12 protein-coding genes are annotated in these 11,857 nt (G+C 70.2%); 5 read left to right on the forward strand and 7 right to left on the reverse strand.

Annotation, left to right across the window (positions count from 1 at the left end; translation table 11 throughout):
- Positions 1-70: 70 nt before the first annotated feature.
- The gene (locus tag Q5762_RS32820; protein ID WP_315895938.1) at positions 71-409 is read left to right on the forward strand and encodes a hypothetical protein; all 339 of its coding nucleotides are present in this window, start codon (positions 71-73) and stop codon (positions 407-409) included.
- Here Q5762_RS32820 and Q5762_RS32825 read toward each other — a convergent pair.
- On the reverse strand, positions 406-2,268 hold the full coding sequence (locus Q5762_RS32825; RefSeq protein ID WP_315895939.1) for a serine/threonine-protein kinase: 1,863 nt from the start codon (positions 2,266-2,268) through the stop codon (positions 406-408). The genes Q5762_RS32820 and Q5762_RS32825 overlap by 4 nt on opposite strands.
- 38 nt (positions 2,269-2,306) lie before the next feature.
- Entirely contained in the window at positions 2,307-3,851 is a 1,545-nt protein-coding gene (locus Q5762_RS32830; RefSeq protein ID WP_315895940.1) for a substrate-binding domain-containing protein, read from the reverse strand.
- A gap of 188 nt (positions 3,852-4,039) precedes the next feature.
- Here Q5762_RS32830 and Q5762_RS32835 point away from each other — a divergent pair, with 188 nt between their 5' ends.
- Complete coding sequence (locus Q5762_RS32835) at positions 4,040-4,981, forward strand: NADP-dependent oxidoreductase (protein WP_315895941.1); 942 nt, start codon at positions 4,040-4,042, stop codon at positions 4,979-4,981.
- Positions 4,982-5,140: 159 nt separating this feature from the next.
- Positions 5,141-6,025 (forward strand): glycoside hydrolase family 19 protein, encoded by an 885-nt coding sequence (locus Q5762_RS32840; RefSeq protein ID WP_399495320.1) that lies wholly within the window; start codon positions 5,141-5,143, stop codon positions 6,023-6,025.
- A gap of 75 nt (positions 6,026-6,100) precedes the next feature.
- On the opposite strand, the gene Q5762_RS32845 is transcribed toward Q5762_RS32840, so the two are convergent.
- Together Q5762_RS32845 and Q5762_RS32850 are read right to left on the reverse strand one after the other, a co-directional pair.
- Positions 6,101-6,337: a DUF397 domain-containing protein gene (locus tag Q5762_RS32845; RefSeq protein WP_315895942.1), complete on the reverse strand. Its 237-nt coding sequence runs from the start codon at positions 6,335-6,337 to the stop codon at positions 6,101-6,103.
- Positions 6,334-7,170: a helix-turn-helix transcriptional regulator gene (locus Q5762_RS32850; protein ID WP_315895943.1), complete on the reverse strand. Its 837-nt coding sequence runs from the start codon at positions 7,168-7,170 to the stop codon at positions 6,334-6,336. Before Q5762_RS32850 ends, Q5762_RS32845 begins: the two co-directional genes overlap by 4 nt.
- Before the next feature lie 182 nt (positions 7,171-7,352).
- On the opposite strand from Q5762_RS32850, the gene Q5762_RS32855 reads away from it, so the two are divergent.
- Positions 7,353-7,745, forward strand: coding sequence for a hypothetical protein (locus tag Q5762_RS32855; protein ID WP_315895988.1), 393 nt, complete (start codon positions 7,353-7,355; stop codon positions 7,743-7,745).
- A gap of 108 nt (positions 7,746-7,853) precedes the next feature.
- Complete coding sequence (locus tag Q5762_RS32860; RefSeq protein WP_399495321.1) at positions 7,854-9,482, forward strand: DUF4157 domain-containing protein; 1,629 nt, start codon at positions 7,854-7,856, stop codon at positions 9,480-9,482.
- Here Q5762_RS32860 and Q5762_RS32865 read toward each other — a convergent pair.
- From Q5762_RS32865 to Q5762_RS32875, 3 genes are all read right to left on the reverse strand, one after another.
- Positions 9,373-10,578 carry a serine hydrolase domain-containing protein gene (locus tag Q5762_RS32865; RefSeq protein ID WP_315895944.1) on the reverse strand — a complete coding sequence of 402 codons (1,206 nt, stop codon included), beginning with the start codon at positions 10,576-10,578 and terminating at the stop codon, positions 9,373-9,375. The genes Q5762_RS32860 and Q5762_RS32865 overlap by 110 nt on opposite strands.
- A 150-nt stretch (positions 10,579-10,728) precedes the next feature.
- Entirely contained in the window at positions 10,729-11,211 is a 483-nt protein-coding gene (locus tag Q5762_RS32870) for a MarR family winged helix-turn-helix transcriptional regulator (RefSeq protein WP_315895945.1), read from the reverse strand.
- A complete protein-coding gene (locus Q5762_RS32875; protein ID WP_315895946.1) occupies positions 11,208-11,801 on the reverse strand; it encodes a DJ-1/PfpI family protein in 594 nt (197 codons plus the stop codon). Before Q5762_RS32875 ends, Q5762_RS32870 begins: the two co-directional genes overlap by 4 nt.
- Positions 11,802-11,857 lie beyond the last annotated feature (56 nt).

Below are 11,857 nucleotides of genomic sequence, written 5' to 3' on the forward strand. Positions count from 1 at the left end.
GGCCATGCACCCGCCGGGACCGAGAGGTCACAACCCTACTCGTGAGGGCTGCAGAAGGGATGGTCCTCTAATGAGCGGCGACAACAACACCTACTACGGCGACGCCGTGATCATGCACGGCGGCCAGGACAACGTGGGCATCAACAAGAACCAGTACGGCTCCCCGGCCCTGGAACAGGCGCTGGTGCGCGTGCTCGAGCGGGTGGGGGAGCTGCGGTGCGGCGTTCCGGCCGAGGCGCAGGAGTCCCTCGACGGCGCCCTCCCGGTGCTCGCCACGGACTCCGGGGCCTCGCCCGAGGCCCGGCGCAGCGCCCTGGAGGTCATCCGGGCCGTCGCGGGAACGGCCGGCAGCATCGGGCAGCCCCTCCTCGACGCCACCCGCGCCGCACTCCAACTCCTCGGCGGCTAGCGCCGGTAGTACTCCCCCGGCTCCCCGTCCAGCATCGGATAGAGCAGCAGCCGCTCCCGGCCCTCGAAGCGGTCGACCACCACATAGCTGCCGGTGCCGATGCGTTCGCAGTCCGAGTCCGAGGAGTCCGGGTCGGCGGTTCCCGGGCCGACGACCATCGGGACGCCCGCGGCGGACAGCAGCGCTGTGAAGCTGCAGTTGACCGTGTCCGCCGTCAGGGCGCCCTCCTCGTCGAGCCGGGGAAAGCCGCGCTGGATGCGCAGGACGGGGGAGCCGACGGGGCCCTGGGTGACCGTGACCTCGTCGGTGTAGCGGTCGGCGTTGTCGCCGTAGATCAGCGGGTCGTTCTCCTGCTTCCAGGCCCCGACGAACTGCGCCGGGACCATCGCCGCCCCGGTGCGCGCCTTGCGGAAGGTGGTCTTCACCGCCCCCGAGGACCACTCCAGGACCTCGGGGGAGCGCAGGGTCAGGGTCTGGTGGGCGGGCGGCGTGCAGCGCTGCGCCGGGATGGAGGTGGTGACGTCGGACTCCCCGAGGACCACCTTGTCCTCGTCGGCGGAGACGAGCCGCGAGCGGCCCATGCACATCTGCTCCTCCGTCGTACGGGTGTAGACGGCGGCCTTGGCGCCCGCCGGGCCCTGGCTGATCTCGATCCGCGCCGCGTCCCTGGGGCTGTCCACGGAGCCCCGCAGCACGCCCTCCCAGGCGCCGAGGAACGCCGCCGGGACGATCCCCGCCGGACGGGGCGACCCGCTCGCGCCCTCGGCCCCCGGAGCCCCGGCCCGGTTCTTCCGCCCGTCGTCCCCGGTGCCCGGTTCCGGCCAGAAGGTGTACGTGAGCCCGGCGGCGGCCGCGACCACGAGGGCGGTGGCAGCGGCGATCAGCCCGGTACGGCGATGGCGCGGCGGCCTCGGCACGGGCGCCGCCCCCGGTACGGGGGTCGGGTCGTCCGGGCCCGCAGCGGAAGTCGTCGGTTCCGCCTCCAGGATCCGTGCCGCGTGCCGGCCGAGCCGGGCCAGCACGTCCGCCGGGAGCCACGGGTCGGAGACCGTGATCGTCTCGACGAGCTCGGCGGCCGAGGGCCGGCGCGCCGGGTCCTTGGCGAGGCAGGCCCGGACCAGGCCGCTCAGCTCGGCCGGGAGGTCCGTCAGGTCCGGTTCGTCGTGGGCGATGCGGAACATCGTGGCGTGGACGCCGCTGTCCGCCGTACCGAAGGGGGAGCGGCCGGTCGCCGCGTACACGAGGACCGAACCGAGGCAGAAGATGTCCGACGCGGCCGTCAGCTTCTCGCCGCGCACCTGCTCGGGGGACATGAAGCCGGGCGAGCCGACCAGCGCGCCGGTGCTGGTCAGTCCGCCGTCGGTGACCGTCTCCACGGCCCGCGCGATGCCGAAGTCGATGAGCCGCGGGCCGTCGACCGTGAGCAGCACGTTGGACGGCTTCAGATCGCGGTGGACGAGCCCGGCCTCGTGCACATGGGTGAGCGCGCGGGCCGTCCCGGCGGCGAGCGTACGTACGGTCGCGGGCGGCAACGGCCCGAACTCCTCGCCCACCACGGCCCGCAGCGACGGCCCGGGGACGTAGCCGACCGCCACCCAGGGCGCCTCGGCCGTCGTGTCCGAGCCGAGCACCGGGGTCGTACCCGTGCCGCCGACCCGCTCCAAGGAGGCGACCTCGCGGGCGAACCGGCGCCGGAACTCGTCCTGCGCCGCCAGCTCCGCGTGCACCACCTTCACCGCGACCGTCCGGCCGCCCGACGAGCGCGCCAGGAACACCCGGCCCATCCCGCCCGCGCCAAGGCGTCCGAGCAGCCGGAACGGCCCGACGCTGACCGGGTCTTCCGCGTTCAAAGGCTCCACGACCAGAGAGGATGCCAGACCATCGGGTGCCGGTGTCGTCATCCTTCGCCGCAGATCCGCAGACCCTTGGGTGTCGCGCACGGCAGGTGGCCTTGGCCGCGGACGACGTCCTGGCCCCGCCCCTGCCGGATGTACGTGAGGAAACTGGAGGTCAGCGAGTCGGCCGGGGGCTCGCCCCAGGTGTAGGCGTACTCGATCTCCCGGTACGGGTACGTGGACGCGCCGAGCTCGTCCACGTTCGGTACGCGGCCGTCGATGGCCACCTTGTGCAGGCCCTTCTGCCCGCTCACCGCGCGGAGTTCGGTGTACCCGATGGCGCCGGGCAGCCGGGCCACCATCGCCAGCACCTGGGCGGTGCTGTCGAGTTCGCAGCGGGTGACCGGGGCCGTACGGTCGTCCCGGTTCTCGCAGTCCCGGGAGGAGTTCGCGGGCTCGTTGCGGCCCAGGACCCGGCGCTGGAAGACCTCGCGGGTACCGGAGTTGGCGTCCCGGCTGATCAGCAGCACGGGGAGGTTCGGGCCGCCCGGGAGCTGGTTCCAGTTGTCGATCTCGCCGCTGTAGAGGCGGCGGATCTGGTCGACGGAGAGGTTCTCGACCGGGGTCCTGTCGTTGAGGACGAGCGTGAAGAGCGAGACCGCGACCATGTTCTCGCGCAGTTGCGGGAAGCCCCCGGGCTTGCGCCCGTCGGAGAACGCGACGATCGCGGGCGAGCCGCCGGTCCCGCCGGACCCGCCGGACCCGCTCGCCTCGCCGGCCGTGGCCAGCTCCCGTATCCCGGCCGTCGAGCCGTGCGGTTCCACCGTGATCGTGGCCCCCTCGCAGTCCTCCTCGTACTTCGTCTTCAGCTGGCGCATCGCCGGGGCGAACGCGGTGGAGCCGGTCACCTTGAGGGTGCCCTTGGCGCAGCCGATCGGCGGCGGGTTGTCGCGGGCGACGATGATGGTGGCGAGGGTGACCACGCAGGCGGCGAGGACGAGGGCGATGTTCCGGGCGGCGGGGCTGAACGTCGGCGTCTTGTCGTCGACGCTCCGGCTGTGGTTCCGGTGGATCTCGGTTTCCTTGAGCGTCCTGGCGAGCTCGATCTCGTCCTCGGCCACCCGGTCCGAGAGCTGCACGAGCAGCTTGAAGTAGCTCCCGCGCGCCAGCGACACCTTGGGCATCAGGACGGCGTCGTTCTCCTTGCGCAGCCCGGGTGCCACCGCCAGGTGGCGCCTGACCCGGGGGAAGACGCGGGGCACGGTCGCGACGACGGCCTGCACGGTCTTGCCGTCGAAGGAGACCTTGAGCCCCTCGAACACGTCGGACTGCTCGTAGTCCGCCTGGCCGATGTCGCGGGCGCCGTCGTTCTCGATCCGGATCAGGACGAGGGTGGAGCCGTTGGCGGCGCCGATGTCGCCATCCCGCAGGGTCAGGTCGCCGACGTTCTCGTCCGCCTCGCGCAGGGGCGTGTTCAGCTGGACGCGGTACCCCAGCCTCCTGCCCCGCTGGAGGAACCGCTCGTACGCGACCACACCGGCGGAGACGAGGACACCGAGGAGCGCGGTGACCACGGCGATGACGTTCTCGGCGGTTACCCAGTCCACGGAAGGGACGGTACGGACGTGTGTGCGGTCCGGTACGGGAGGTCGCTTCCCGCCACCAGGAGTTCTCCCTTCGTTCAGGTGACGACGGGTCGATCGGCACGGCGCGCACGGGTTGGCCGAACAACGGTTGCCGGGGGTGTGGACCGTGGGTGTAATGGCCACGAGGGGGCCAGGCGGAGAGGAACCCCATGCGTGTCGTCGAAGTGACCGCCTACGGCGGCCCTGAGGTCCTGAGAATGGCCCGCCGGCCGGAACCCGAGGCCGGTGAGCGGCCCGGAATGGTCCGGGTAAAGCTGAAGGCGGCCGGGGTCAATCAGGCCGACCTGCGGATCCGGGCCGGCCGATACGCGGACGTCGTCGGTCCGCTGCGGCCCCCGTTCGTCCTCGGTACGGACTTCGCGGGCCGGCTGGTCGATCCGGTGCCCGGCCTGCCGGAGGGGACCCGGGTGGCCGGTTTCGTCCCCTGGTTCGAGGAGCTGACCGGCGAGGGCACGTACGCCGAGGTCATCTGGTCCGCCCCGGACTGGCTGGCCCCGATCCCGGACGACGTGGACTTCACCGTGGCCGCCTCCGTCCCGCTGGCCGCCGCCACCGCCCAGCGGGGCCTGGACGAGCTCGCGCTCCCGGCGGGGGCGACGCTGCTCGTCTCCGGGGCGAGCGGGGTGGTGGGCCGCTTCGCGGTCCAGTTCGCCGCAGCGGCCGGGATCCGGGTCGTGGCCATCGCCCACGAGGGCGACCAGAACGAGCTGAAGGTCCTCGGCGCCGAGCACAGCGTCGAGCGGGGTACCCACGACGAGATCATCGGGCGGGTGGTCGAAGCGGTCCCGGAGCGGGTGGACGCCGTCTTCGACGGCGCGTTCCACGGCACCCCGCTGCTGGCGACGGTGAAGGACGGCGGCGCCTTCGTCGCGCTCGTCGCCGACCGCGCGCCGGCGCCCGAACGGAACATCCGGGTGGAGACCGTCCTGGGCAGGCCGGACGCCGCCCGGCTCAAGGAGACCCTGGAGAAGGTGGCGGCCCGCGAGCTGGTCACCCGGGTGGCGGACGTCATGCCCCTGGAGGAGGTCGCGGAGGCGCACCGCAGGGCGGAGGCGGGACACCGGCCGGGCCGCATCGTGCTGATGATCTGACCGAGGAGACCGTACGCGCCTGAAGGCGCCGAACACCACTGGGTGTTCGGCGCCTTCGTCGCGTTCACCGTGCCGGTGTCCCAATTGCTGGTCTAGACCTTGACAGGTTCAGACCAAAGACGCTTCGCTGGCGTTCCCCCACGGAAGGGCGAGCGCATCATGCGACGACTGCTCATACTCCTGTCCGCACTTCTCACGGCCGTCGGTCTGGCCGTCATCGTCCCCGCCACCACCGCCGGCGCGGCCCCCGCCTGCGTCGGCGCCTGGAGCTCCTCCAGCGTCTACACGAACGGCATGACCGCCTCGTACAACGGCCGCAACTGGTTCGCCAAGTGGTGGACCCAGAACGAGCGTCCGGGCTCCGCGGACGTCTGGCGCGACGAGGGCGCGTGCGGCGGCGGCGGTACGAACCCGCCGCAGCCGTCCGGATTCGTCGTCTCCGAGGCCCAGTTCAACCAGATGTTCCCGAGCCGGAACTCGTTCTACACGTACAGCGGTCTCACGGCCGCCCTCAGTGCCTACCCCGCGTTCGCCAACACCGGCAGCGACACGGTGAAGAAGCAGGAGGCCGCGGCGTTCCTCGCCAACGTCCACCACGAGACCGGCGGTCTGGTCCACATCGTGGAGCAGAACACGGCCAACTACCCGCACTACTGCGACAGCAGCCAGCCCTACGGCTGCCCCGCGGGCCAGGCGGCGTACTACGGCCGCGGCCCCATCCAGCTCTCCTGGAACTTCAACTACAAGGCCGCGGGTGACGCCCTCGGCATCAACCTCCTGAGCGACCCGTACCGCGTCGAGCGCGACGCGGCCGTCGCCTGGAAGACCGGCCTCTGGTACTGGAACACCCAGAACGGCCCCGGCACGATGACCGGCCACAACGCCATGGTCAACGGCGCGGGCTTCGGCCAGACGATCCGTTCGATCAACGGCTCGCTGGAATGCGACGGCAAGAACCCGGCGCAGGTCCAGAGCCGGGTCACCAAGTACCAGCAGTTCGCCCAGATCCTGGGCGTACCGACGGGCGCGAACCTGTACTGCTGATCGCCCCGTACGGCGTACGGACATGGCGGTTCCCGGGACCCTCGGCGGAGGGCCCCGGGAATCGTCGTACGTCGTTCAGTCCTGCCAGTCCAGGAACGCGCTCCAGGTGGCCGGCGCGACGGCGAAGGTGGGGCCGTCGGTGACCTTGGAGTCACGGAGGTGGACGGAGTGGGGGCAGGTGGCTACTTCGACGCAGTCACCGCCGCCACTGTCGCTGTAGGAGGACTTGTACCAGTCGAAGGCGACTTCGATGCAGCTTCCGCCGCTGCTGTCGCTGTAGCTGGACTTGAACCAGTGCAGGGTGTCGCTCATCTCTGTACTCCCGCCAACTCCTCGATGACGCCCAGCGACCTGCGCGGATCCAGGGCCTGTGCCCGGATCTTCGCATACTGCTGCCTGTGCGAACTGACCTTCGCCCGGTCGGTGATCAGAAGGCTCTCCCTCTGCATCTCCAGGTAGGACACGTGGTCGTGGGCCGCGGTTTCAACGATCTCCAGGTTGCCCCGATCGCCCGCGTAATGGCCCTCCAGCCCGGCGTCCACCGGCAGCACCTGAAGGTTCACGTTACTCTTCCGCGCGCACTCCGCCAGGTAGGCCAACTGCTCCCGCATGATCTCCTCACTCCCGATTGGCCGCCGCAGTACCGACTCGTCGAGGATCAGCTCGATCTCGCACACCGGCTTGCGGTCGAACAGCGTCTTCCGTGCGATCCGACCGACGACCAGTTCCTCGGTCCGTTCCGGGGTGGGTTCCGGGTGCCCGCCCGCGATCAGGGCCCGCGCGTACGCCTCCGTCTGGAAGAGGCCGTGCACGACGTGGCTCGCGTACAGACACAGTGCCACCGCCTTCTGCTCGATCGGCGCGTACCCGCGGAACTGCTCCGGCAGCTTCTCCAGCCGTACGAGCTCCCGCATCTCCTCGAAGATGCCCGTCCTGTCGCCCAGTTCCTCCTCCAGCTTGACCATCATCTCGTCGCTCACCGGATGCACCAGCCGCTCCATCGCGCTGATCGCCGCGCCCGTGTACCCCATGCGGGTGCCGAGCTGTTCCTGCGTCAGTCCTTTTCGCAGCCGCATTCTCTTCGCCACGGCTGCCACCATCCGCGCCGCAGGGCCCACTGTTTCCTTGTTCTCCGCTTGCGCCATAGCGCTCCCCATTCGAACTCAACCGGACTCAACCGGTCTCAACTGCTCCCCGCCGAATTCGACTGATTGCAAGGGGCGTTGGCGCAGGTCGAGGGGTTGCCGACGCGTCCTCTCAGTCGTGGAAAACGCTAGCGGTGACGCGCGAGAATGTCCCCGTGAATTCAGATAATCGCGCGGCAAACATGTGCTGGATTCCTCATTCGGGATTCCAACTCCGCAAGGCGGGCGTACAATTCGACGCCGTTCGCGTGGACGGTGAGGACGGGCGCCGTCTCGCGGACCGTCTGGAGCTGCTCACCGGTGGCGATCCGGGGCCCGTCGTCATCGAGGCGAACGGCAGGCGCGGGGTCTACTTCCTGGTGCCGCCCGGTACGACCGCGCACCGGTCCTGGCCCAGGGGTGCGGTCCGCTTCACTTCCGGTCCGGCTCACGTGGGTTACGTACCGGTGCCGGCGTTGACGGGGCGGACCTGGCCGCTGTCGTGGCGGTTCCCGCCGACGGAGCCGGACCGGTTCGTGCACACCCTGCTGCTGCGGAGCGCGTGCACGGAGGTGCTCACGCGGGTCGACGGGTGACCGCCCTTGCCCGATCGGGCTCCAAGGTCTGCCCCCGCAACGGGCGCGGTGGAGTGCCACGCCCGTGTATCAAGGAAGTTCGCGACGTTTGACGTAGGGATGTGCTCAGTGCGGAGTCAGGGCAACGACAGGAAGGGTGACGAGCGGAGCCCGAAACAGGCCCCCGTCTCGACGAAGGACGTGTCGGCCGCGCAGCAGGGGCTGCACGCACTGCAGGGCACCGTGGGTAACGCGGCGGTGGTCCAGATGCTCCGCCAGGCCGGCCATGGCATGGCCCAGGAGGAGCACCGGCACGGCGCCGGCTGCGGCCACGAGGGCACCGCTCCCCCCGCCGTGCAGCGCTCCGCCGTCCACGATGTCCTGCGCGCGCCCGGTCGGCCCCTGGACACGTCCACCCGTACGGACATGGAATCCCGCCTCGGTGCCGACTTCTCCGACGTCCGCATCCACACCGGCGGCGCCGCGAAGGCCTCCGCCGCCGAGGTCGGTGCCCGTGCCTACACCTCCGGCAGCCACGTCGTCATCGGCGACGGCGGCGGCGACGCGCACACCCTCGCCCACGAACTCACCCATGTCATCCAGCAACGCCAAGGCCCCGTCACCGGCACGGACAACGGCAGCGGACTGAAGGTCTCCGACCCGTCCGACCGCTTCGAACGCGAGGCCGAGGCCAACGCCCATGCGGTGATGAGTCGTCCGGCACCGCAGTCGTCCGATGTCCAGCGTTCCGTCGCCCCCGAAACGCCGGCGGCCACCCAGGCGGAGGCGCCCGTGCAGCGCGTTCTGGCGAAGGGGCTCGCGAAGGGGACAAAAGTCGTCAAGCACGAGGACGGCGGGGACAAGGACGGCTACACGATCCAGAGTTTCGGCTTCGGTTCCTATCTGATCGCGCCCAGCAACCCGGAAGAGAAGAAGCCTCGCGCGTCCACCTCGGACAAATCTTGGGGAACTGAGGAGGGCCGCGCGGCGTCCCGCGCGGAATATGAGGCCAGTCGCGCGCAGGAGCTGGATCCGGCGGTCGTCGCCGCCAAGCAGAAGCAGGCCGACATGGACCTCGGCGAGAACTACCTCAGTGCTGACTACCGCCGAATAAATCCGATGCTGGTGGCCCTCGAGAACGTCGGATACAGCCCCTCCGAGATCAAGGACCCCACGTTCTCCTACGAGTCGAAGAAGGGCCCACTGCTCGTGGAATGGCGCCGAGTCGCCGTTGAGCGGGGCTTGGCGACCGAGGACACCGTGGAGGGCTGGGACGCGCAGCACCTCGCGAACACCTTCGACATCTTCGCCCGGATCGACCGCGTGTGGGCCGACTTCCCGCAGCCGCCCGCGAACGCGGAGGGGAACGTGCTGCGTGGCGACAGCAAGCACGCGTACGAGTCGTTCGGCGGAATCCTGAAGCAACAGGAGAAGCACCCGGACGGCGGACGCGTCTCGCTGAACCAGACGATCGAATGGCCGGCGATCCTGTCGACCACCTATGGCGATCCGCTGACCCACACGTACGTGCAAGGGAAAGAGATCATCTGGGAGTTCGGGCTGCCGGACGTGCACATGGGCAGGGAGCTCGGTAAGAACAACAAGTCCGAGGCTGAGATGACCTTCCCCCTCGGCACAAAGATCAAGATCAATGAGGTTCTCGTACGGAGCGGCAAATACAAGCAGGAGAAGGCGGAGAAGTACGGCCCGACCGCTGCCCTGATCGTGTTCGCCGACATCCTTTCGCCGTCGGCCTGATGGGGCGGGCCGACGGCGGGATACGCGTCACCGCACCGGCGCGACCGGCGTCCGCCTGGCCGAGGAAGGCGCTCGGCTCCTTGCCTTCGGTCAGGACGTCGGTGTTGAGGAGGATGACCAGGGTCGCCTCTGCCTCGGGGAGGTAGACGACCAGGCTCTCGTAACCGAGGGTGGAGCCGTCGTGGCCGATCCAGCCGTTGACGTCGAAGATGCCGAGGCCGTAGGAGGCGTTGGGGATGCCGATGGGCTGCGTGTCCAGGCGTTCCGCCTGGGTCTCGGGCGTCAGGAGCGTGCCGGTGGCGAGGGTCCGGGCCCAACTGCGCAGGTCCTGGAGGTCGGAGATGATGGCGCCGGCGGCCCAGCCCCAGGAGGGGTTCAGGTCCGTGGCGTCCTCGATCTCGCCGGAGGTCGTCTGCTCGGTGTAGCCGTGCGCGTGCGGTTCGGGGAACTCCGGGGTGGTCGGGAAGGTCGTGCGGCTCAGCCCTGCGGGTTCCAGGACCTGGTCCTCCATGACGTCCTGGAGCGGTCGGCCGGTGGCCTTCTCGATCGCCTGCCCGATGAGGATCAGGTTGGTGTTGGCGTACTCGAACTGCGTGCCGGGTGCGAACTGCACGCCGTGCTTGAACGAGTAGTCGAGCAGCTCCTGTTGCGTGAAGGGCTTGGTGGGGAGCGTGTCGAGCTGCTTGTTGAAGTCCGGATCGTCGGCGTAGTTGTACAGGCCGCTGCGCATGCCGGCCAGTTGACGCAGGGTGATGCGCTCGCCGTTCGGGACACCGGAGACGTACCGGTCGATGGTGTCGTCCAGGCGCAGCAGCGCGGTGACGGTGAACGTCTTGGTCACGCTGCCGATGCGCATGTAGAGATCGGGGGTCATGGCCGCGCCGGTCTGTTTGTCGGCGACGCCGAACGCCTTCACGTAGCTGCCCTTGCCGGGGGCCGACAGGCCCACGATGACGCCGGGCACCTGGGTCTCGCGCATGGTGTGCTGTACGACCTTGTCGATCCGCGCGGCGACGGCCGGTGTCAGTTCGGGGAACTCGCCGTCGTCGGTGTGCGGGGCGGGGACGGGGGCTTCGCCGATGGCCGTCGGGGACACCGCCGGAGCCGTTCCGTACGCGGTGCCCGCCGCTGCCGGTAGGACGAGCACACTTGCCGCTGCGACGCGCACAGGCCCTGCGCAGCCGTAGCCGATGGGAATTCATCACGCGCCTTCCTGCCGTCAAGGGACGGGGGCAACATCACCGTGCTAGGTCGGGGTTCCCGGGGCCGCGCGTTCTTCCTGGACGGCCTCCAGCTCCTCCAGCGCTCTGGAGAGCCGCTCCAGGACTCGTACGGTCTCCTCGAAGGCCTCCAGGCCGCCGAGTTGGTGGGTGAGGCGGGCGGCCAGGTCCGCGTGGCCGGGTTCGATGCGCTGGATGGCGGCGCGGCCCTCGGGGGTGGGGGCGAGGAGCTTGGCGCGGCGGTGGGCGGGGTTGACCTCGTACACGGCGAGCCCACGTTCCACCAGCAGATCGGCGATCCGCTGGACGCTCTGGCGGGTGATGCCCATGGCGCGGGCGATCCCGGCGACGGGCTGGGGTGTGTGCAGTACGGCGCCGAGGACCTGCCACCAGGCGGCGGTCAGGCCGGCGGGGCGGGCCAGCTCCTCGGAGAGGCCGAGGAACTGCCCGTTGAGCCGGAAGACGCCGAGGGCGGTACGGGAGAGCGCGTCCTGTTGTTCACGGCTCAAGAGTTGAGCTCCTCGTAGGCGGTGGGGTCGGAGTCGTGGAAGAGCCGGTACCAGGCGTCGAGCTTGGCGCCCTCGAAGGCGCCCATCTTCCCCAGGACTTCGCGGGCGAAGGCGACGGGTTCGGTGGGCCCGGCGGTGATCAGGTCGCCGTCGGTGACGGCGTCGGCGTCGACGTAGTGGTCGCCGCCCTTGTAGCCGGTCGCGGCCAGGTAGAACGAGACGGCGCTGGTGTGGGGGCGGTCGTCGAGCAGCCCCTCGCGGGCCAGTCCGGCGGTGGCGCCGCAGATGGCGGCGACGGGCACGCCGGCGTCGAGGAACCGGCGGGCGGCGGCGGCGAAGGGGGCGAGGTCGTCGGTCGTGTCCCAGAGGTCGGCGCCGGGGAGGATGAGGAGCGCGCTGTCGTCGGGTTCGAGCTCGTCGAGCCCGAGGTCGGGCAGGATCCGCGTCCCGCCGATGGTCGTGACGGCCTTGTCGGCGACGGGACCGACGGTACGGATCTCATGCCCGGCCCTGGCGAGCCAGGCGGTGGCGTGCCCGGTCTCCCAGTCGGCGAGGGTGTCGTATACGGCGAGGTGCACGGTGCGGGTCATTGCGGCCTCCTTGGTTATGACAGCAGCCTGTCATGACGACAGCTTGCTGTCAATGC

This window comes from Streptomyces sp. P9(2023), from assembly GCF_032436795.1.
Classification (GTDB): Bacteria; Actinomycetota; Actinomycetes; order Streptomycetales; family Streptomycetaceae; genus Streptomyces.

Excerpts from the sequence above, each read along its gene's own strand:
- Q5762_RS32820 (WP_315895938.1), top strand. The coding sequence starts at position 71 with ATGAGCGGCGACAACAACACCTACTACGGCGACGCCGTGATCATGCAC.
- Q5762_RS32835 (WP_315895941.1), top strand. The coding sequence starts at position 4,040 with ATGCGTGTCGTCGAAGTGACCGCCTACGGCGGCCCTGAGGTCCTGAGA.
- Q5762_RS32840 (WP_399495320.1), top strand. The coding sequence starts at position 5,141 with ATGCGACGACTGCTCATACTCCTGTCCGCACTTCTCACGGCCGTCGGT.
- Q5762_RS32845 (WP_315895942.1), bottom strand. The coding sequence starts at position 6,337 with ATGAGCGACACCCTGCACTGGTTCAAGTCCAGCTACAGCGACAGCAGC.
- Q5762_RS32850 (WP_315895943.1), bottom strand. The coding sequence starts at position 7,170 with ATGGCGCAAGCGGAGAACAAGGAAACAGTGGGCCCTGCGGCGCGGATG.
- Q5762_RS32855 (WP_315895988.1), top strand. The coding sequence starts at position 7,353 with ATGTGCTGGATTCCTCATTCGGGATTCCAACTCCGCAAGGCGGGCGTA.
- Q5762_RS32875 (WP_315895946.1), bottom strand. The coding sequence starts at position 11,801 with ATGACCCGCACCGTGCACCTCGCCGTATACGACACCCTCGCCGACTGG.